The organism is Parvularcula dongshanensis (genome assembly GCF_014199615.1).
Classification (GTDB): domain Bacteria; phylum Pseudomonadota; class Alphaproteobacteria; order Caulobacterales; family Parvularculaceae; genus Parvularcula; species Parvularcula dongshanensis.
In genome coordinates this window covers 352,014-370,782 of sequence record NZ_JACHOB010000002.1, presented here as the reverse complement: position 1 = coordinate 370,782, position 18,769 = coordinate 352,014, and the positions used below count along the sequence as shown (strand labels likewise).

At 70.9% G+C, this 18,769-nt stretch carries 20 protein-coding genes; 12 read left to right on the top strand and 8 right to left on the bottom strand.

Features of this window, described 5'->3' with window-relative positions:
- Position 1: 1 nt before the first annotated feature.
- Genes GGQ59_RS15415 through GGQ59_RS07500 form a run of 4 tightly spaced genes read right to left on the bottom strand, consistent with a single transcriptional unit; the run spans position 2 to position 3,483 of the window.
- Complete coding sequence (locus GGQ59_RS15415; protein WP_183817163.1) at positions 2–967, bottom strand: AAA family ATPase; 966 nt, start codon at positions 965–967, stop codon at positions 2–4.
- Positions 964–2,292, bottom strand: a complete 1,329-nt coding sequence (locus GGQ59_RS07510; RefSeq protein ID WP_183817162.1) for a hypothetical protein — start codon at positions 2,290–2,292, stop codon at positions 964–966. The genes GGQ59_RS15415 and GGQ59_RS07510 overlap by 4 nt, the downstream gene beginning before the upstream one ends.
- Complete coding sequence (locus GGQ59_RS07505; RefSeq protein WP_183817161.1) at positions 2,289–2,945, bottom strand: hypothetical protein; 657 nt, start codon at positions 2,943–2,945, stop codon at positions 2,289–2,291. The genes GGQ59_RS07510 and GGQ59_RS07505 overlap by 4 nt, the downstream gene beginning before the upstream one ends.
- Before the next feature lie 31 nt (positions 2,946–2,976).
- A complete protein-coding gene (locus tag GGQ59_RS07500) occupies positions 2,977–3,483 on the bottom strand; it encodes a 2'-5' RNA ligase family protein (RefSeq protein ID WP_183817160.1) in 507 nt (168 codons plus the stop codon).
- Between GGQ59_RS07500 and GGQ59_RS07495 the strand changes: the two genes are divergently transcribed.
- The 3 genes from GGQ59_RS07495 to GGQ59_RS07485 all read left to right on the top strand — a co-directional run bounded on the left by GGQ59_RS07495 (position 3,482) and on the right by GGQ59_RS07485 (position 6,626).
- Positions 3,482–5,026 (top strand): flavin-containing monooxygenase, encoded by a 1,545-nt coding sequence (locus GGQ59_RS07495; protein ID WP_425511354.1) that lies wholly within the window; start codon positions 3,482–3,484, stop codon positions 5,024–5,026. The two genes, GGQ59_RS07500 and GGQ59_RS07495, sit on opposite strands and share 2 nt — an antisense overlap.
- Entirely contained in the window at positions 5,023–5,835 is an 813-nt protein-coding gene (locus GGQ59_RS07490) for an SDR family NAD(P)-dependent oxidoreductase (protein WP_183817159.1), read from the top strand. The genes GGQ59_RS07495 and GGQ59_RS07490 overlap by 4 nt, the downstream gene beginning before the upstream one ends.
- A 71-nt stretch (positions 5,836–5,906) precedes the next feature.
- A complete protein-coding gene (locus GGQ59_RS07485) occupies positions 5,907–6,626 on the top strand; it encodes a hypothetical protein (RefSeq protein ID WP_183817158.1) in 720 nt (239 codons plus the stop codon).
- Here GGQ59_RS07485 and GGQ59_RS07480 read toward each other — a convergent pair.
- Genes GGQ59_RS07480 through GGQ59_RS07470 form a run of 3 tightly spaced genes read right to left on the bottom strand, consistent with a single transcriptional unit; the run spans position 6,623 to position 10,182 of the window.
- Positions 6,623–7,996 carry a M28 family peptidase gene (locus GGQ59_RS07480; protein ID WP_183817157.1) on the bottom strand — a complete coding sequence of 458 codons (1,374 nt, stop codon included), beginning with the start codon at positions 7,994–7,996 and terminating at the stop codon, positions 6,623–6,625. The genes GGQ59_RS07485 and GGQ59_RS07480 overlap by 4 nt on opposite strands.
- 52 nt (positions 7,997–8,048) lie before the next feature.
- Positions 8,049–8,966, bottom strand: a complete 918-nt coding sequence (locus GGQ59_RS07475; protein ID WP_183817156.1) for an AEC family transporter — start codon at positions 8,964–8,966, stop codon at positions 8,049–8,051.
- A 52-nt stretch (positions 8,967–9,018) separates the two neighbouring features.
- Complete coding sequence (locus tag GGQ59_RS07470) at positions 9,019–10,182, bottom strand: mechanosensitive ion channel family protein (RefSeq protein ID WP_183817155.1); 1,164 nt, start codon at positions 10,180–10,182, stop codon at positions 9,019–9,021.
- Positions 10,183–10,361: 179 nt separating this feature from the next.
- On the opposite strand from GGQ59_RS07470, the gene GGQ59_RS07465 reads away from it, so the two are divergent.
- The 3 genes from GGQ59_RS07465 to GGQ59_RS07455 all read left to right on the top strand — a co-directional run bounded on the left by GGQ59_RS07465 (position 10,362) and on the right by GGQ59_RS07455 (position 12,915).
- Positions 10,362–11,567 carry a pyridoxal phosphate-dependent aminotransferase gene (locus tag GGQ59_RS07465; RefSeq protein WP_183817154.1) on the top strand — a complete coding sequence of 402 codons (1,206 nt, stop codon included), beginning with the start codon at positions 10,362–10,364 and terminating at the stop codon, positions 11,565–11,567.
- A gap of 92 nt (positions 11,568–11,659) precedes the next feature.
- The gene (locus GGQ59_RS07460) at positions 11,660–12,367 is read left to right on the top strand and encodes a class I SAM-dependent methyltransferase (RefSeq protein ID WP_183817153.1); all 708 of its coding nucleotides are present in this window, start codon (positions 11,660–11,662) and stop codon (positions 12,365–12,367) included.
- A gap of 89 nt (positions 12,368–12,456) precedes the next feature.
- A complete protein-coding gene (locus GGQ59_RS07455; protein ID WP_183817152.1) occupies positions 12,457–12,915 on the top strand; it encodes an outer membrane beta-barrel protein in 459 nt (152 codons plus the stop codon).
- 10 nt (positions 12,916–12,925) lie between these two features.
- Here the strand turns inward: GGQ59_RS07455 and lexA are convergent, their stop codons facing one another.
- Complete coding sequence (gene lexA / locus GGQ59_RS07450; protein ID WP_183817151.1) at positions 12,926–13,627, bottom strand: transcriptional repressor LexA; 702 nt, start codon at positions 13,625–13,627, stop codon at positions 12,926–12,928.
- A gap of 178 nt (positions 13,628–13,805) precedes the next feature.
- Between lexA and GGQ59_RS14755 the strand changes: the two genes are divergently transcribed.
- The 6 genes from GGQ59_RS14755 (at position 13,806) to GGQ59_RS07420 (ending at position 18,435) form a co-directional block, all read left to right on the top strand.
- Complete coding sequence (locus GGQ59_RS14755; RefSeq protein WP_221400926.1) at positions 13,806–14,789, top strand: gamma-glutamylcyclotransferase; 984 nt, start codon at positions 13,806–13,808, stop codon at positions 14,787–14,789.
- A 62-nt stretch (positions 14,790–14,851) separates the two neighbouring features.
- Positions 14,852–15,457, top strand: a complete 606-nt coding sequence (locus GGQ59_RS07440) for a fumarylacetoacetate hydrolase family protein (RefSeq protein ID WP_425511353.1) — start codon at positions 14,852–14,854, stop codon at positions 15,455–15,457.
- A complete protein-coding gene (locus GGQ59_RS07435; protein WP_183817149.1) occupies positions 15,454–15,984 on the top strand; it encodes a GNAT family N-acetyltransferase in 531 nt (176 codons plus the stop codon). The genes GGQ59_RS07440 and GGQ59_RS07435 overlap by 4 nt, the downstream gene beginning before the upstream one ends.
- On the top strand, positions 15,981–16,439 hold the full coding sequence (locus GGQ59_RS07430; protein ID WP_183817148.1) for a GAF domain-containing protein: 459 nt from the start codon (positions 15,981–15,983) through the stop codon (positions 16,437–16,439). The genes GGQ59_RS07435 and GGQ59_RS07430 overlap by 4 nt, the downstream gene beginning before the upstream one ends.
- Positions 16,440–16,485: 46 nt before the next feature.
- Positions 16,486–17,220 carry an SIMPL domain-containing protein gene (locus tag GGQ59_RS07425; protein ID WP_183817147.1) on the top strand — a complete coding sequence of 245 codons (735 nt, stop codon included), beginning with the start codon at positions 16,486–16,488 and terminating at the stop codon, positions 17,218–17,220.
- 45 nt (positions 17,221–17,265) lie between these two features.
- A complete protein-coding gene (locus tag GGQ59_RS07420; protein ID WP_221400925.1) occupies positions 17,266–18,435 on the top strand; it encodes a spore photoproduct lyase family protein in 1,170 nt (389 codons plus the stop codon).
- Positions 18,436–18,769 lie beyond the last annotated feature (334 nt).

The following is an 18,769-nucleotide window of genomic DNA, read 5'->3' as shown; positions in this document are numbered from 1 at the left end:
GTTACCGGGGCGGCTTCGCCTGCTCGAGGATCGAAGCGACCGCCTGGTCGGCGGGCATCCCTTCGATCTCCGCCGAGGGCGACAGGACGACCCGGTGGCGAAGGGCGGGCAGGGCCAGCGCCTTCACGTCGTCGGGCACGGTGTAGTCCCGGCCGTCGAGCGCCGCGCGCGCGCGGGCCGCGCGCGCCAGCATCGCGCCCGCCCTCGGGCTCGCGCCGACCGACAGGCTCGCGGTCTCCCGCGTCGCCCTGATCAGCGCGACGACGTAGTCCGCGACCTCGTCGGAGAGCCGCACCTGTCCGACCGCGGCGACCGCGCGGGCGAGGGCGTCGCCGCTCGCGACCGGGCTGACGCCCGCGCTCTCGGGCCGGCTCGCCGCCGCCCGTCCGCCGTGCTCGGCGACGATGCGGCGCTCTTCCTCCGGGCTCGGATAGCCGAGCACGTGCTTGAACAAGAACCGGTCGAGCTGCGCTTCGGGAAGCGGATAGGTGCCCTGCTGCTCGATCGGGTTCTCGGTCGCGACGACCATGAAGCGGTCGGAGAGCGCGTGGCTGCGTCCGTCGATCGTCACCTTGCGCTCCTGCATCCCTTCGAGAAGCGCGGCCTGCGTCTTGGGCGGGGTCCGGTTGATCTCGTCGGCGAGCAGGAGCTCGGTGAAGATCGGCCCGCGCGTCAGGCGGAACTCGGACGCCTGGAAGTCGAAGATGTTGGCGCCGATCACGTCGCCCGGCATCAGGTCGGGCGTGAACTGGATGCGGGCATACGACAAATCGAGGCTCGCCGCGAAGCTCCGCGCGAGCAGCGTCTTCGCCGTGCCGGGCGGCCCTTCGAGCAGGACGTGCCCGCCCGCGAAGAGCGCGGTCAGAAGGAGGTCCACGCTCTCGTCCTGACCGACGATGGTGCGGGCGACCTCCGCGCGGATGGCGCTGGCGAGGCGGGGGATGTCGGCGAGGTCGGCTGCTGTCACGTCAGGTCCTTCTCGAAGGCGAAGAGGCGCCTCGCGGCGCGAAGGAGGGTGGGGGCGTCGCGCGCATCGTGCGCGGCGGCGCTGATGTTTGGCAGGTCGGTCCGGCCTGTCGCGCGCGCGGCGGCCTCGTCGACGCGGTCCTCGCTCGCGCCGAGGCGCCGGGCGATGCGGCGGCGGGCGAGGGCGGCGTAGCGGGGGCCGAGCGTCAGGTCCTTGCCCGACGAGGCGAGGAGGGTGGCGGCGCTATCGACGAGCGCGGTCTTGCCGAGCGCGAAGCTGCGCCCCCGGACGAGCGGCGGGCCGAAGCGGATCGCCGCCTGCCATCCGGCCAGCGCCGCGACGACGAGCCCGGCCAGCGTCGCGCCGAGGAAGGGCGGCTCCAGCGCGAGGGTGAGGAGGTTCCTCGGCCGGCCGAAGCCGTGCAGCGTCAGGTCGAAGAGGATCGCGTCCTCGCCCGCGAGCGCGCCGAGGAGGGAGAGCGCGGCGAGCGCGTTCGGGCGGCTCGCGAGGCCTTGCGTGTTGAGAAGGTCGGGGTCCGACAGGACGTAGACGTCGGAGAGGAGGGTGCCGTCCTCGAGCGCCTCGCGGCTCGGCAGCCGGACGCCATGATCGCCCGGGAAGCTCACGCGGCCGAGGACGATCGCGCCGTCCTCGTCGGTCCAGACCGGCGAGAGGTAGAAGCCCGAGACGGTCTGAAGGCTTCGCACGCGGGATAGGCGCGCGGGCGGCGCGGGGCCGGGGGCGCTGCCTGCGAGGAGGGGGGCATCCGAGCGCTCGGGAAGCGTCAGGCCGAAGCCCTTATGGGCCTCCTCTTCCGGCTCGCCGTCTTCGGCAGGCGCCGCCTCTTCCGCATCGGCGGCCCTCTCTTCTTCGGCTTCCTCGCCGACGGTCAGCTTCAACTCGTGGCCGTGCACGCTCAGGGTCAGCGTGCCGCGCCGATAGGGCCGGACGAGGCCGACCCAGCCCGGATGCTCGGCATGAGGAAAGGTCGACCACTTCGGCAGCACGACGAGGACAGGCCCGCCGCCCGGCACCTCCTGCGTGCCGTAGAGGCCGCGAGGGGTGAGGACGAGCAGGCCTTCGTCCCGCGCGTCGAGCGGCGAGCGGCTGCGAAGGACCCTGTGCCCCGACCGCTCGGCGAGGTCGGCGAGCGCGGCGAAGCCCGTGGCGCCGGTCGACAGGGCGTGCGTGCCGCCGTCCTTGCCGCTGCGAAGCGCGGGCGCGTAGGCGGAGAGGACGAAGAAGGCCGCGAAGGCGAAGACGCCGACGGCGATCATCACCGCGACGGCGACCCGGCCGAAGGGGTTTCCCGCCTCGGCGCTCACGACCAGGCCTCCCTCGCCGCGAGGCGGGCATAGGTCTCGCGCGCCTCGTCGTAGCTCGCCCGCGTCAGCTCGCGGCCCGCGAAGTGCGCGCGTTCGACGAGCCCGGCGATGCCCGCGAAGGCCTCGGCAGCGAGGGCGGTCAGGACCGGTAGGCGCGCGATCTCGCGGCTCGTCATGGCGTCGCGCACGGCGCCGGGACGCTGGCGCTCGACGTCGGCGATGGACCGGTGAAGAAGGAGGCGCACGGCCTCCGCGTAGCGGCCCTCGGAGGCGAGCCTGTCCGCGTCCTCGAGAAGCACGCGGACCGTCCCCGCCGCCGGGCGGTAGGGGGCGGGCCCCGCCTCCTCTTCGCCCCGGCGCGCCTGCCAAGCCTGCCAGCCCGCGCGGCCCGCGAACCAGAGGACGGCGAGGGCGATGGCGGCGAGGCCGACCCAGAAGAGGACCTCCAGCGCCTTGCCGAGGAACTCGAGGAAGGTCTGGACCGCAGGGCTCTCGAGGAGGCGTTGAAGCCAGCTTGGCTCTCTCGGCTCGAGGTTCAGGCCCTCGGCCTCGAACTGATAGCGCGGATCGGCGCGCACGGCGTCGTAGGCCGCGCCGTCCGGCACGCCCGCCCCCTCGGCGCCCGTCGCCCCATTGCTCTGCCCCGCCTGCACGGGAAAAGCGTAGCGCGGAAAACCTTACCCGTCAGTGGCCGAAAGAGACCGCCCCGATCGTGCCCCAGGGGCCGCCTTCGTAGGACCAGAGCTGCACGCCCTCCGCGGTCGCGGTGAACGGCTCGAACTCGGCCTCGATCACCGCGCGGCAGGCTTCGGCCGTCGCCTTCGTCACCTTGTTCTGCACGGTGACATGGGCACGGAATCCTTGGCGGTCCTGTCCTGTCAGCCAGGGGAAGAAGGCGTGGGCGAGGTCCTGGCGCAGGCGTTCGAGCGCTTCCGACCGCAAGCGGTAGGCGACGCCCGCGCCGAGGCTCAGGACCTCCGCCACCACGACTTCGAAGGGCTCGCGCGCGGCGCAGGCCTCCCCCAGCGCCTCCATCACCGCCTCGCGCTCCTCGCCGGGCAGCTTGTGGAACAAGGTCAGGTGCGCGGGCACCTGATCGAGACGGGGCACGAACCAGCGCTTGCGCTCGTCCTGGAAGAAGTCCTGCGACTTCGCGTCGAGCTGAAGGGTCAGGATGATCGGGCTCGCCATGCGCGGGACTTATGCTGGGGATCGCGACGCGCCACTGGCGGGGCGGGCGGGGGTCGGGCAGGCTCGCGCCATGAGCGAGCACTTCGACGTCCTGATCATCGGCGCCGGCCTCTCGGGCATCGGCGCCGCCTACCACGTGCAGGACAAGCTGCCGGGCCTCACCTACGCGATCCTCGAAGGGCGAGAGCGGATGGGCGGGACCTGGGACCTCTTCCGCTATCCCGGCGTGCGCTCGGACAGCGACATGTACACGCTCGGCTACCCCTTCCGCCCCTGGATGGGGGACGAGGCGATCACGTCGGGCGCCTCGATCCTCGCCTACATCGAGGAGACGGCGAAGGCCTACGGGATCGACGAGAAGATCCGCTACGAGACGCGGGTGCGGCGGGTGTCCTGGTCGTCGGGAGATGCGCTCTGGACGGTCGAGGCGGACACGCCCGGAGGGCCGGTCACGCTCACCTGCCGCTACCTCCTCTCCTGCTGCGGCTACTACGACTACGAGGGCGGCTACACGCCGGACTTTCCGGGGGCGGAGGACTTCGGCGGCGAGATCGTCCACCCTCAGGACTGGCACGATGGGGTCGAGACCGAGGGCAAGAGGATTGTCGTCATCGGCTCGGGCGCGACGGCAGTGACGCTCGTGCCCGCGCTGACGCAGACCGCCGCGCACGTCACCATGCTGCAAAGGACGCCGACCTACGTCGCCTCGCGGCCCGCGAAGGACGAGCTGTCGGCAATCGCCCGCCGGTTCCTGCCGGGCCCGCTCGCGCACGGCGTGCTGCGCGCGAAGAACGTCCTGATGTCGATCTACATCTACCAGCTCTCGCGCAAGAAGCCGCAGAAGCTGCGGCGCTACCTGATCGACGAGGCGCAGAAGCGGCTCGGCGACGAGGTTCAGGCCGACCCGCACTTCGCGCCGCCCTACGATCCATGGGACCAGCGGCTCTGCCTCGTGCCCGACGACGACCTCTTCGAAGCCTTGCGCGGGGGCAGCGCCTCGATCGTCACGGACCAGATCGAGCGGTTCGACGAGGCGGGCATTCTGCTCGAGAGCGGCCAGCACCTGGACGCCGACCTCGTCGTCTCGGCGACGGGGCTGAAGCTCCTGCCCTTCGGCGGGATCGAGATCGTGCTCGACGGCGCGCCTTTGGACCTCGCTTCGACCTACAACTACAAGGGCATGATGTTCTCGGGCGTGCCCAACTTCGCGGCCTGCTTCGGCTACACCAATGCAAGCTGGACCTTGAAGATCGACCTCACGGCGCGCGCCTTCTGCCGCCTGATCCGAGCTGCGATGCGGCGCGGGGCGGACAGCTTCGTGCCGCGCTTCGACGGCGAGCCGCCCGCGCCGCAGCCGCTCCTCGACTTCGCCTCGGGCTACGTGCAGCGCGACATCCACCGCTTCCCACGCCAGGGGCCGCAGCGGCCGTGGCGGAACCATCAGAACTACGTGGCGGACGCGCTCGACATCGGCCTCGGCCGGATCGATGACGGCGTCATGCGCTTCGAGCGGGCACGCAAGACAGAGGAGAGCGCGGCATGAGCCTTTGGCCCTATCACGGCGCGGCGGTCATCACCGGGGCGGGAAGCGGCATCGGCCGCGCCCTCGCGCTCAGGCTCGCCGAGCGCGGCGTGAACCTGGCGCTCGTCGATCGCCGGGAAGACCGCCTTCGTGAGGTGCGCGACGCGATCGAGGGGCCCGATCACCACGCCTCCGTCCACGTCCTCGACCTCACCGACCGCGCCGGGGTCGCCGCCCTGCCGGAAGCTGTGCGCGCGGAGCACGAGGCCGTCAGCCTCCTCTTCAACAATGCCGCCGTCGCGATCGGCGGCGACTTCGAGGAGGTCTCGGCCGAAGACTTCGACTGGCTGATAAGCATCAACTTCGGCGCGGTCGTGGACATGACCCGCGCCTTCCTGCCCGTCCTCCGCCGGGCGCCGCGGGCGCGGATCGTCAACCTCTCCTCGATCTTCGGCATCGTCGCGCCTGCGGGGCAGACCGCCTACGCCGCGTCCAAGTTCGCCGTGCGCGGCTTCTCGGAGGCGCTGCGGCACGAGCTCGAAGGCTCGTCCGTCGGCGTCACGATCGTCCACCCCGGCGGCGTCGCGACCAACATCGCCAACGACGCGCGCATCAACGTGGCGCGCCCGACCGAGGAGGTCGAGCGCCGCAGGGCCGCCTTCAACAAGCACCTTTCCCTGCCGCCCGCCCAGGCCGCGGAGATCATTCTAGAGGCCGTCGGGCAGGGCCGGGACCGCGTTCTCGTAGGGGCCGATGCGCGCGTGGGCGCGCTGATCCAGCGCCTGATGCCGGTGCGCTACTGGGACCTGATGAAGCGGCGGATCGGCTAAGCAGCGCAGTGGTCCGCTGGCGAACTCGCGGTTAACTCGCGGTCTTCGTTCGCTTCGAGGGGAACATTCCGATGAAGATTTCGCGCCTCACCGGCGGCGTTCTCGCCGCCGCGCCTCTCCTAGGCACAGTCGCCGCCGCGCAGAACACGGGCGGTGTGCCCGGCCCTGCGGTCAACCCGGGCGAACGGACGGCGGAGCTTCGGCTTGCCTGGGTCCCCGAGGGCGACGACCAGCTCGCGACGCGGTTCCAGTTCGACGTCGCCGCTACGGACGACCTGCGCTGGCGCCTCGTCGGACAGACCCTCTCGACCGAGGGCGACGGTACGGACTTCGACTTCGCCGAGCTTCAGGTCTTCTACGAGTTGGGCGAGGTCCGCCCCGGATGGCAGACCGGCTTGCGCTTCGACGGCCGGGTGCGAAGCGACGGGCGGCCGGGCCAGATCCGGGTCAACTGGACGAACCAGTTCGCCGTGTCCGAGCGTTGGACCGCTAGGGTCGCTGCGTTCAACAGCTTGCAGGTCGGAAACGGCGGAAGCGGCGACCTTTCCCTGCAGCTGCGCTCCAGCCTCGGCTACAGGACCGAGGGCGGCTCTACGATCGGGATCGAAAGCTACGATACGTTCGGTCCCTATGACGATCTCGGCCGATGGTCCGACCGGGGGCACCAGACCGGTCCCTACGTGAACGCACCTCTCGGCGGCGGGTGGTCCGCGTTCGGCAGCGTGCTGATCGGCACGTCGGATGCAACGCCCGACGCGACGCTTCGCCTGTTCGTCGGCCGTAGCCTTTAGAACCGGCCCGCCGGGCCCGGGAAGACGACGGGCGTTTCGGAGCCGTCCTCAGCCACCGCCGAGACGCCGAAGAAGTAGTTGTCGATGACGAGGTTCTCGAACGTGTACTCGGTCACGTCGCCGACGAAGCGGCTGTTGGTCCACTGCGGCGCCGTCGTGTCGCGCCACCAGACGCGGTAGCCCGCGAGGTTCGCGCCCGCCTCGCCCTCGCCGCCGTGCTGCCAGGTGAGCTTGGCGGAGGGCTCGACCGCGCCCGTCGCCTCGACTTCTGCCGGGAAGGGCGGGGCGCCCGCGATCCCTGCGAGGGTGACCGCGTTGAGCGCGGTCAGCTTCGCGGCGTAGTCCGCATCCACCCCTTCGATCGTGTCGCCGTAGACGATGCCGTCCTCGGTGCGCAGGTCCTGGTGCTGGCGCGTGTAGTCCTCATGCGTCTCCATGATCCGCACGCCCGGGAAGCCCGCCTCGTTGAAGGGCCGGTGGTGGCCGCCCCGGCCGTAGCGGTCGAGGCGGTAGATCATCATCACGTCGAGGTTGGTCAGGTACTGGTCCGCCATGCGGTCGATGTAGCGGGCGAGGTTGCGCGAGGGGCTGTCGACCTCGCCGCCGGTGAAGCGGCGCATCCGCGCCTCCTCGGGCGTCTCGGTCACGCGCGTGCCCTCGGAGAAGACGCGGGCGACGGCGTTGTCGGTCACGCCGTCCACGCCCGAGACGTTCGAGATCATGTCGTTGTTGAGGACGCCCTTGATGTCCCAGCCCTCCTCGGTCGCGACCGCGGCGACGATCTTGCCGCCGAAGAGGCCCTGTTCCTCGCCCGAGAGGCCCGCATAGACGATGGTGCCGGCGAACTTCCGCTTGGAGAGGACGCGCGCCGCCTCGATCACGCCCGCCATGCCCGAGGCGTTGTCGTTGGCGCCCGGGCTGTCCGACGTGCCGTCGAGGGCGTCGGAGACGCGGCTGTCGATGTCGCCCGACATCATCACCATGCGGTTCGGGTCCAGCGTGCCGCGCTGGATCGCGACGACGGAGATCACTTCGGTCGGCTTCGGAATGCGCTCCTCGTTCGCGATCGTGTCGCCGATCATGCGCACCTCCAGGCAGCCCCCGCACTCTTCGGAGATCGCCTCGAACTGATCCCGGACCCAGCGTCTTGCGGCGCCGATGCCGCGCGTGTCGCTCTCGGTCTCAGAGAGGGTGTGGCGGGTGCCGAACCCGACCAGGGTCTCGACGTCCGACATGATCCGGTCCGCGGAGACCTCGTCCTGAACGCTGTAGAGCGCCATGACCTCCGAGGGCGGGGCGGTGACCCCGGTGTCCTGGGCGAAGGCGAGGGCGGGGAGCGCTAGGAGCGCCGCGGGGAGGAGGAATCGCATGGCGTAAGCCTAGAGCCTTGCTAGCGAACCGAAAGCCCCTCGCTGCAGCGCGTCACGCGGCGAGGTGAAGCCAGAAGGGCAGAGCCGCGAAGGCGAGGATGGTGGTGGCTGTCACGTGCCCCGCCATCAGCTCGGCGTTCCCGCCGAGCTCCCGCGCCAGCACGTAGGCCGAGGCGGCGCAGGGCGCGGCGCCGATCGCCATCAGCGCGGCGAGGGCGGCGCCGGTCACGCCGAAGACCGCGCCGAGGCCCCAGAAGACGAGGGGGGCCACGATCAGCTTCAGCGTCACCGACAGCGCGAGGAGCGCCGGCGCCGCGCGCAGCGCCGCGAAGTCGAGCGAGGCGCCGACCGTCAGGAGGATGAGCGGCAGGGCCGCCCGGCCGACGAGGCTCGCCGTCTCGACCACCGCCGCGGGGCGGAGCACCGGGAAGGCGGCGGCGGCGAGACCCGCGAGGCAGCCGAGGATGAGCGGGTTGGTCGCGATCCGCGATAGGACCCGTGAGACGCTGGGCGCCCGGTCCTGCCGGCAGAAGATGGTCAGGACGGCCACGGCGAGGACGTTCACGAGCGGCACCATGACGGAGAACATGATCGCGACGAGGACGACGCCCTCGGGCGGGAACGCCGCCTCGGCGAGCGCCAGCACGACGAAGCCGTTGATGCGCAGACCCCCCTGGAAGACGCTCGTCAGCGTCGGCCCGCCCATCGGCAAGGCGAGCCCCGCGCCGAGCGAGATCGCCGCCATGGCGAGGAAGCCGAGCGTCATCGCGCCCAGGAAGGAGCCGACCGGCACGCCCGCATAGTCGGTGCTCGCGAGCGTCACGTAGAGGACGGCCGGCAGGAGCGCCTGGTAGGCGAGCCGGGTGATGGCAGGCCAAAGCTCCGCCCTGACGAGGCCCGACCGCCGCAGGAGCCAGCCGAAGGCGATGCTTCCCGCGATGGGGATCAGACCGGAGACGAGGGGACTCATCGGACGCTTGTGGCGTCGGTGCGAGCCCGGTCAAGAAGCCGAGCTGTCGATGCTACTCCGCCGCCGCCTTCGCGAAGCCCTGCTCGATCGTCCGCGGGACGCTGTCGATGTGCAGCGTCTGCGTCGGGAAGGCGAACTCGATGCCTTCGCGCTCGAAGAGGGCGTGGATCGCGAGGAAGATCTTCTGCTGGGCGTCCATGTAGACGCCGTACTCCTTGGAGAGGACGTAGTAGACGAACTCGAAGTTGATCGAGAAGTCCGCGAACGCGGCGAGGTGGCTGCGGTCGAAGCGGACGTCGGGCGTCGCCTCCACGATCTCCCGGATCTGCGCGGCGAGCCGCTCCAGCTTCTCGTGCGGCGTCGAGTAGGTGACGCCGACCGACGACACGATCCGCCGCTCCGCCATGCGGCGGTAGTTGTTGATCTCGTTGCCGAGGAGGTTCGAGTTGTTCACCGTCAGCTGCTGGCCGGAGAGCGTGCGGATCCGCGTCGACTTGAGCCCGACGCGCTCGACCGAGCCCATCTTGTCCCCGAAGATGATGAAGTCGCCGCGCACGAAGGGCTTGTCGAGGATGATCGAGAGCCCGGCGAAGAGGTCCTCGAAGAGGCTCTGCGCGGCGAGGCCGATGGCGATGCCGCCGACGCCGAGACCCGCGACGAGGCCGGTGACGTCCATGCCGAGGTTCGACAGGATGACGACGATGGCGACCGCGAAGACGATGACGTTCACGAAGACGATGATCAGCGACATCGCGTTCGCCAGCGTCGACTCGTCGGCCGACTGCTTGTCGGAGACCCGCGCGAGGAGCGCCTTGACGACGACCCGCGCCCAGAACGCGACCTGAAGCGTGCCGACGATCATGAAGGCGGTCTGGAGCGCCTCGACCTGCCATTCGCGCAGGACGACGAAGAAGGGCACGACGATGACGACCGACAGGACGATCAGGAACAGCGAGTTCGTCGCCTTCACGAGGCCCGCGATGACGTTGCGGACGGACCAGTCCGGCTTGTCCGAATGCCCGACGATCTTGGTCAGCGTCGTGCGCAGGAGGGCGAGGAGGAGGTAGACGCCGACGATCACGCCGATCGCGATCGCCCACTGGACGCCGTTCGCCGCGATCCACTCCGTGATCCGACCGACCGTGCCCGCGGTCGCGTCGACGGCGGCGCTGGCTTCGTCCAATACGTTCTCGACCTGCACAGGCTCGTCCTGCATGTCGGTTCCTCGAAAGATTGCCCAGGACCCGCTTTGCCGGGGCGGGGCTTGAGAGGCAACACCGCCTGGGCTGTGCGGCGCCGCCTTCTGAGCGGTTCCCCCGGGGGCTAGTCCGTGCTTAAGCCCGGTCCCGCACTGCGACACCGGACGGCGAGACCATCGCGCCGCGCGAGGACGATATGACCGAACTGACCCTTTCCGACGCCCTGAACCGCGTAAAGCCGTCGGCGACCCTCGCCGTGACCCAGAAGGCGCGCGAGCTGCGCGCGGCGGGACGCGACGTGATGGCGCTCGCCGCCGGCGAGCCCGACTTCGATACGCCCGAGCACGTCAAGGACGCCGCGATCGACGCGATCCGGCGCGGCGAGACGGGCTACACGGCGGTCGACGGCATCCCGGAACTGAAGAAGGCGATCGCTGACAAGTTCGCGCGCGACAACGGCCTGACCTACGACCCTTCGACCGAGGTCACCGTCACGACGGGCGGCAAGTACCTCATCTTCGCGACCATGCTCGCCACGCTGAACCCCGGCGACGAGGTGGTGATCCCCGCGCCCTACTGGGTCAGCTACCCCGACATGGTGGGGATCGCGGGCGGCACGCCGGTGATCGCCGAGACGACGCCCGAAGACGGCTACGTGCTGACGCCGGAGAAGCTCGAGGCGGCGATCACGCCGAAGACGCGCTGGGTGATCCTCAACTCGCCGTCGAACCCGACCGGCGTCGTCTACAGCGCGGACGCCCTGGCCGCCCTCGGCGCGGTGCTCGAACGGCACCCGCATGTCTGGGTCCTGACCGACGACATGTACGAGCACATCGTCTACGACGCCGCGTTCTCGACCATCGCGCAGGTGACGCCCGCCCTGAAGGAGCGGACGCTGACCATGAACGGCGCGTCCAAGGCCTACGCGATGACGGGTTGGCGCATCGGCTACGGCGCGGGCCCCGCGCCCCTCATCAAGGCGATCGGCAAGGTGCTCAGCCAGTCGACCTCCAACCCCTGCTCGATCAGCCAGTGGGCGACGGTCGCGGCGCTGAACGGCGATGACGGCTTCCTCGAGGAGCGCAACGACGCCTTCCGCGCCCGGCGCGACGCCGTGCAGAAGGCGCTGGACGAGACGCCCGGTCTCTCCTGCCTCCTGCCGGAGGGCGCCTTCTACCTCTATCCCTCCTGTGCTGGTGTGATTGGCAAACGCGCAGGGGGCAAGGTGATCGAGAGCGACCTCGACTTCGCCGCTGCGCTTCTCGAGGCCGAGGCCGTCGCCGTCGTTCCCGGCACGGCCTTCGGCGCGGGTCCGGCCTTCCGGGTCTCCTACGCGACCGACATGGAGACGCTGATGGAGGCCTGCCGCCGCATCCGGCGCTTCTGCGAGAGCCTTGATTGAGCAGCTGCCCCGCCTGTGACTCCCCGGGGCGGGAGAGGGCGGCGAGCTGGGCCGAGTGGGCCGCCAGCTGCGCGAACCGGCCGGACGGCCCGATGCGCCTCGCAGCCGCCGAGGTCTGCGGCGTGGCGGCCGCCGCCCCGGACCTGGTGCGCTGCCTGGCTTGCGAGACGATCGGCATGGCGCCGGTGCCGACGAACGATCAGCTCGCCGTCTTCTACGACCGCTACCACGCGACGGACGCCTTCCTCGCCAAGGCCGAGCGCAAGGTCGCGCGGGCCCGCCGACGCGTGCGGGCGCTGAGGCTCCTGAAGCCGGGCGCGCGCACCTTCCTCGACGTCGGCGCCAGCATCGGTACGGCGGCGGAGGCCGCGCGGCGCGCAGGTCTCGAAGCCTTCGCCGTGGAGATCGACGAGGACGCGGTCGCGAAGGGGCGCGCGCTCTTTCCCGATGTCGCCTTCACGCGAGGCACGCTGGACGACCTGCCGGCGGGGGCGGCTTACGATCTCCTCTACGGCGCCGAAGTCATCGAGCACGTGCCCGATCCCCTCGGCTTCGCGCGACGCCTCTTCGAGCGGACGGCGCCGGGCGGGCTTCTCTACCTGACGACGCCGGACGCCGGCCATCCGAGGCGCCCGCGGCGGCTCCTCGACTGGCACTCCGTGAAGCCGCCGGAGCACGTGACGCTGTTCACCCGCAGCGGTCTCCGCGCGCTCCTGTGCCGGGCGGGCTACGATCGCGTGGTCTTCCAGCCCTATCTGAAGCCCGGCATCCGCGCGGTCGCCCGGCGCGGGCGGCGCTGAGGGTCCGCGAGACGCCTGCACCGACTGTTTACCGTGATGGGGCAGGAAGACCGGCCGGGCGGCGGGGCCTTGCGGGTAGGGAAGACAAGATGAAGAGAGTTCTCGCAGCGACGGCACTTGCCGTCGCGATGGTCGCGACGCCGGCCGCGGCCCAGTCCACTTACGGCGCGCTCGGCGTCACCTTCGACGATGGCGTCACGGACCTCGGGGCCACGGGCCGCATCGGCCACGACCTCAACTCGGTCGCCTCGATCGAGGCCGACGCGACCTACCTCTTCGGGCCGGAGGTCGGCACGATCGCGGGCTTCGTGAAGGGCCGCGTCCCGGTCACGCCGCGCATCACCCTGCATGGCCGTCTCGGCTACGGCTTCGTGCGCAATGGCGAGTTCGACATCGATGACGACGCCTTCGCCTACGGCCTGGGCGCGGAGGCGGCGCTAAGCGCGCGCAACGCGGTCAGGATCGACTGGACGAAGTTCGACGCGGGCGGCGGCGGCAGCGACGGCCTCCTCACCCTCAGCTACAGCTGGCGCTTCGGCGGACGCTGATCCGTATCGCTCAGTACTCTCGGATGAGGCCCGTCAGACGGCCCTGAACGCGGACCTGGTTCGGACCGAAGATACGCGTCTCGTAGGCGGGGTTCGCCGCCTCGAGCGCGATCGAGCCGCCGCGCTTGCGGATGCGCTTGAGGGTCGCTTCCTCGTCCTCGATCAGCGCGACGACGATGTCGCCGTTGGGCGCGTCGTCGCAGCGCTGGATGACGACCGTGTCGCCGTCGTGAATGCCCGCCTCGATCATCGAGTCGCCCTGCACCTTGAGGGCGAAGTGCTCGCCGCCGCGCATCATGGAGAGCGGCACCTGGATCCGGTCCTGCTCGTGTTGGATGGCGCTGATCGGCGTCCCGGCCGCAATCTTGCCGAGCACGGCGATCTCCTCGGTCCCCGACGGCGCGATCGGCATCGGCGCCTGCGGGCCGCGCGCTCCTTCGATGACCGAAGGCGTGAAGCCGCCCATGCGGCCCGCCGCGGCGGCGACCGGCGTCGCGGTCTCTGGCAGGCGCAGCACCTCGAGCGCCCGCGCCTTGTGGGGCAGGCGGCGTAGGAAGCCCCGCTCCTCGAGCGCGGTGATCAGGCGGTGGATGCCCGACTTCGACTTGAGGTCGAGCGCGGCCTTCATCTCCTCGAAGGAAGGCGAGACGCCGTCCGCCTGGATCCGCTCGTGGATGAAGAGGAGGAGAGCGCGCTGCTTCGCCGTGAGCATCGAAGATCCTTCCGCGCTATGACCGCGCCGGTGGTGTGAACAAATCAGGACCGTTCTAGGGTTGTTCCAGCCGAGGCGTCAAGCGCGACGTGCGCCTCGCGGCGGTCCGAAGCGACGGCGCCTCGCATGTTCGAGCGAGCGGAACGCGCTATGTGAGGACCCGAGGGCAGGAGGCATCATGCTCGCGATCGCGCATGCCGGCGGGGCCCTGAACGGGCGTCCTTACACCAACAGCCTCGAGGCGTTGGACGCCTCTTACGCGCGCGGGTTCCGGTGGTTCGAACTCGACTTCAAGCGCTGCTCGGACGGCGCGATCGGGTGCCGCCACGACTGGAAGGACTTCTCGGGCCGCGCGCCGAGCCTCGAGGCGCTGAAGCAGCGCTTCGCCGGCGTCTACACCCCCCTTTGCGCGACGAGCCTATCGGCCTGGATGGCGGCGCACCCGGACGCCGTGCTGGTGACGGACGTGAAGGAGGACGACCAGCTGCCCGTGCTTCGCGACCTCCTCGCGGCGGGCGTGCCGCCCGGGCGGACGGTGGTGCAGCTCTTCGATCCCCAGGAGGACGAACCCGTCGCCGCGCTCGGCTTCCCTCGCCGCTCGATCATCCTCTACCGCTACCAGGGCACAAGCCGGGCTCTTCGGGCCTTCGTGGACGCCGCGCGCCCCGTCGCCGTCGCGGCGGCGCAGGGCGAGGCGCGCCGCCTCTCCCGCCTTCGGGGAGCGGCCCGCTGGGTCTACACGGTGAACGCGCCGGACGCGCTGGCCGGCCTTGCGGCGAGGGGCGTTTCCGGCGTCTTCACCGACGACCTTGGCCCCGGCCGCGACGGCCTGACCGCCGTGCCGGCGGACCAGGCGCTCTTCGTCTACGGCACGCTGCGCGATCCGGACGTGCAACGCAGGGTGCTCGGACGATGCGTCGAGGGAACGCCGGACGGGATCGCCGGCTACGCCCGCGGCCTCCTCGCGCAGGAGGGCGAGAGCTACCCCATGGTCACCCCGACCGGCGCGCCGAGCGACAAGGTGGGCGGCGTCGTGTTGTCCCTCACAAACGAGGAGCTCGCGCTCGCCGACGCCTATGAGGGGGCGGAGTACGCGCGGGTGCGGACGGCGCTGGCGTCCGGCGCCGAGGCGTGGCTCTACATATGCGCGAAGGAGACCTGATGTTCGACGTTCCGATCCCCACCGTGCCGATCCTGAACGGCGGCGCGTTTCCCGTTCGCCGCATCTTCTGCGTCGGCAAGAACTACGCGGACCACGTGCGCGAGATGGGCGGCGACCCGCAGGACACGCCGCCCGTCTTCTTCACCAAGCCTGCGGACGCCGTCTCCGCCGCGCCGGAGATCCGCTACCCGCTCGCCACCGAGAACCTGCACTTCGAAGGCGAACTCGTCGTCGCGCTGAAGGCCGGCGGCGAGCGTCTCTCCGAGGACGAGGCCCGCACCTGCCTCTTCGGCATCGCTGCTGGCTGCGACCTCACGCGGCGCGACCTCCAGGCGGCGGCGAAGAAGGCGGGCGGGCCCTGGGACACGGCCAAGGCGCTCGACGACGGCGCTGTGCTAGGGCCCATCGCACCGGTGGACGAAGCGCCCGCCGAAGGCTTCCTCCGCACGCGCGTCAACGGCGAGCTGCGACAGGACGGCCGGCTCGAGGACATGATCTGGCCGGTCCCCGCGCTGATCGCCAAGCTGTCGGAGTACTTCGAACTCAAGGCGGGCGACCTCGTCTTCACCGGCACGCCCGAGGGCGTCGGCGCGATCGGACCGGGCGACGCCGTCACGGTCGAGATCGAGGGCTGTGCGCCCTGCGCCTTCGGGGTCGTGCCGCGATGACGCTCCGCGACGCGAAGCCGAGCGACCTCGCCGCCATCACCGCCATCTACGGCGCCTCGGTCGAGGCGGAGACCGCCTCCTGGGAGACCCTGCCGCCCGACGAGGCGGAGATGGGAAGGCGCCTCGGTCAGATCACGGCGGGGGGCTACCCCTACCTCGTCGCGGCGGAGGGGGAGGCGGTCCTGGGCTTCGCCTATGCCGGACCCTTCCGCCTGCGCGCGGCCTATGACTGGTCGGTCGAGGACTCGATCTACGTCGCGAAGGACGCGCGGGGGCGGGGCGTCGGCACCGCGCTCCTCGGCGCGCTCGTCGAGCGGTGCGAGGCGCGCGGCTTCCGTCAGATGCTCGCCGTCCTGGGCGAGGCGGAAGGAGGCAGCCGCAAGCTCCACGCCGCCTGCGGCTTCACCGAAGCCGGACGGATCAAGGACTTCGGTTGGAAGCTCGGCGCGTGGCGGGACTTGCTTCTCATGCAGCGGAGCCTAGGCCCCGGCGGGGCGACCCCGCCCGAGGAGCTCACCCGCCCATGAAGGACGACATCTACCGCCAGCTGCGCCGCGAGGCCCTCTCCGTGCTCGAGGGCGAGGCGAACGTGACCGCCCGCATGGCGACGGTGGCCTGCCTCCTCGCCCACGCCTTCCCCGAGAACATCTGGACCGGCTTCTACGTCGTCGACGAGGACAAGGACGAAGAGCTCGTCGTCGGCCCCTACCAGGGCACGCTCGGCTGCCTGCGCATTCCCTTCGCTAGAGGGGTCTGCGGCGCGGCGGCGCGCACGGGCGAGACCCAGGTGGTGGCGGACGTCCACGCCTTCGACGGTCACATCGCCTGCGACAGCCGCTCCGTCAGCGAGATCGTCGTGCCCGTCCGCGATGCGGAGGGCCGTCTCTTCGCCGTCCTCGACATCGATGGTCCGGACGCCGGGATGTACGGCGACGCCGACCGGGCGGGCCTCGAAGCGTTGGTCGAGGCCGTGTTCGTGTAGGAGCGAATCGCATCAAGGTTCTGATCTGCCCTGAGGGTCGTTCCGAATGCTCCGTGTCGTCTCGCTCTGGCTCTTCGGTCTGATGCTCTTCGGCTGCGGCGCGCCGGACGAGGCGCGGTCGATCACGATCCGCGCCTCGGCGACGGCGGAGGCGACGGCGGACACCTTCGTCGTGAACGCGGCGGCGATGGCGGGCTCGCGTCGCCGTGACGAGGCGATCGAACGCCTCGCCGCGCAGATCGCCGCCGTCAGGCGCGACGCGGCCCGCCTCGAGGGTCTCTCCGCCCTCACGGTGGAGGCGGCCGACCTGTCGATCGAAGGCGTCCCCGCAGCCACCTGCGTCGCCGCCTACGAGTACGACTGGGAAAGGCTTTGTGCCCCGAGCGAGTACCGGACGCGGAGCGCGCTGACGCTGCGCGGGCGGCCGGCGGCGCTGGCGGGCGACATGGTCTCCCTCCTCTCCGAGCTCGTCTCGGGCGACGTCGCGCTTTCGGGCTACGAGCTGTCCGACCGGACCGCCCTCGAGCAGGAGGCGCTCCGCAGCGCGATGGCGTCGGGCCGGACGCGGGCGGCGCTGATCGCGGAGGCGTCGGGCGACGCCCTCGGCAGGCTGATCGACGCGCAGCCGCTCGACGACCGGGGGACGGGAGGGGACGTGATCGTCGTGACCGGGACGCGCGCTGGCGGCCGCGATCGGGTCAGTCCCAGGACACCGATCGCGCTCGACCCGACCGTCGTGCGCGAGGAGGCGACCGTGCGTCTCACCTTCGCGATCGAGTAGCGGGGCGGGGAAGCAACCAACCCCCTTCGGCGCTGTTCGGGCCGCATGACCAGATCGCCGGCCGAAGCTGCGCCGCCCCACATCGCGCCGACCCATGCGCCCGCGCCGCGCCGGGCCCCCGACGAGCTCGCCGCGCACCTGCCGGAGGGCAAGACCAGGCTTTGGCGGCCGAAGCGCATCGTCATCGCCAAGGCCGCGGCGGGCACCGCCGTCGCTGCGCAGGCGGCGCGGGTCGGCGCCGAACTCGGGGCGGAGGTCGTGCACCTCTCCGGCAACACCGTCCGGGGCCTCAAGGGCGAGAGCGAGGCGGAGACCTACCGGCGGGCGAAGTCGACGCTCGCGATCGTTCAAGCGCCGCCCTCGGCGCTGAAGCTCCAGCCGATCCCGCCCAGCGCCGACTTCCGCCTCGACCTCGCCGTCGGCTGCCCCGCGCACTGCCAGTACTGCTACCTCGCAGGGTCTCTGTCCGGCCCGCCGGTGACGCGGGCCTACGCCAACCTCGGTGAGATCTTCGCCGTGCTGCCGGACTACCTCGGCCAGGGCCGAATCACGAGCGGGACGCAGGCGAGGGGGCACGAGGGGACGACCTTCGAGGCGTCCTGCTACACGGACCCCTTGGGCATCGAGCATCTGACCGGAAGCCTCTCGGCCGCGATCGAGCACGTCGCGGGAATGCACCAAGAAGGCGCCGAGATCGGCCTGCGCTTCACCACCAAGTACGACGCGGTCGCCCCGCTCCTGACGCTCCAGCATGGCGGGCGGACCCGCGCCCGCTTCTCGGTCAACGCCGAGATCGTCACCCGCCTCTTCGAGGGCGGCACCGCGCCGCTCGGCGCCCGGCTCGCGGCGATGGGGCGGATGGCGGCGGCGGGCTACCCCGTCGGCCTCACGGTCGCCCCGATCATGCCGGTGGAAGGCTGGCAGGACGCCTACGACGCGCTTCTGTCCCGGACCGCGGCCGTCCTGCCCGAGGGCGCGGACCTGACGGTCGAACTCATCACCCACCGCTTCACCCCCGGCAGCCGCGAAGTCCTGATGGGTTGGTACCCGGCGACCAAGCTCGAGATGGACCCGGGCGTCCGCGCCCAGAAGCGCAACAAGTTCGGCGGCGTGAAGTACGTCTACCCGAAGGCGCTGATGGACGAGATGAAGGGCTGGTTCGGCGAGGCGGTGAGGGCACGCCTGCCTCGCGCTTCGGTCCTCTACTGGACGTAAGTCTCGGGACGCGCCGACGCAGACGGCGAGATCCCTAAAACTCTCCTTCTCAACTTGAGGGGTTGGAAACCGGGCCGGGGCACGCTACGTCAGGTATGGCGAAGGCGAACCCAGGGGGTTCCTCGCTCGGCTTCCTCTTATCGATCTTGCCCGCCGCATGTCGTCGTGCGGGTTCGGACCGAACAAGGGGGCGCGGAGGACGCTTCGTCTAGAGGACGGGTCCGGCGGGTGCCGGGCCGATGACCGCCGGGGAACAGATGGTTTCGACCTGACGGGTTCCGAAGGGAACCCGCCCCGGCCTGAACAGGATGTCGCACGTTTTATGGCGCAGAAC

Bases quoted from the DNA above. Each gene is read 5' to 3' on its own strand.
- GGQ59_RS07495 (WP_425511354.1), top strand. From the start codon at position 3,482: ATGCGCGGGACTTATGCTGGGGATCGCGACGCGCCACTGGCGGGGCGG.
- GGQ59_RS07500 (WP_183817160.1), bottom strand. From the start codon at position 3,483: ATGGCGAGCCCGATCATCCTGACCCTTCAGCTCGACGCGAAGTCGCAG.
- GGQ59_RS07490 (WP_183817159.1), top strand. From the start codon at position 5,023: ATGAGCCTTTGGCCCTATCACGGCGCGGCGGTCATCACCGGGGCGGGA.
- GGQ59_RS07485 (WP_183817158.1), top strand. From the start codon at position 5,907: ATGAAGATTTCGCGCCTCACCGGCGGCGTTCTCGCCGCCGCGCCTCTC.
- GGQ59_RS07480 (WP_183817157.1), bottom strand. From the start codon at position 7,996: ATGCGATTCCTCCTCCCCGCGGCGCTCCTAGCGCTCCCCGCCCTCGCC.
- GGQ59_RS07475 (WP_183817156.1), bottom strand. From the start codon at position 8,966: ATGAGTCCCCTCGTCTCCGGTCTGATCCCCATCGCGGGAAGCATCGCC.
- GGQ59_RS07470 (WP_183817155.1), bottom strand. From the start codon at position 10,182: ATGCAGGACGAGCCTGTGCAGGTCGAGAACGTATTGGACGAAGCCAGC.
- GGQ59_RS07465 (WP_183817154.1), top strand. From the start codon at position 10,362: ATGACCGAACTGACCCTTTCCGACGCCCTGAACCGCGTAAAGCCGTCG.
- GGQ59_RS07460 (WP_183817153.1), top strand. From the start codon at position 11,660: ATGCGCCTCGCAGCCGCCGAGGTCTGCGGCGTGGCGGCCGCCGCCCCG.
- GGQ59_RS07455 (WP_183817152.1), top strand. From the start codon at position 12,457: ATGAAGAGAGTTCTCGCAGCGACGGCACTTGCCGTCGCGATGGTCGCG.
- lexA (WP_183817151.1), bottom strand. From the start codon at position 13,627: ATGCTCACGGCGAAGCAGCGCGCTCTCCTCCTCTTCATCCACGAGCGG.
- GGQ59_RS14755 (WP_221400926.1), top strand. From the start codon at position 13,806: ATGCTCGCGATCGCGCATGCCGGCGGGGCCCTGAACGGGCGTCCTTAC.
- GGQ59_RS07435 (WP_183817149.1), top strand. From the start codon at position 15,454: ATGACGCTCCGCGACGCGAAGCCGAGCGACCTCGCCGCCATCACCGCC.
- GGQ59_RS07430 (WP_183817148.1), top strand. From the start codon at position 15,981: ATGAAGGACGACATCTACCGCCAGCTGCGCCGCGAGGCCCTCTCCGTG.
- GGQ59_RS07425 (WP_183817147.1), top strand. From the start codon at position 16,486: ATGCTCCGTGTCGTCTCGCTCTGGCTCTTCGGTCTGATGCTCTTCGGC.
- GGQ59_RS07420 (WP_221400925.1), top strand. From the start codon at position 17,266: ATGACCAGATCGCCGGCCGAAGCTGCGCCGCCCCACATCGCGCCGACC.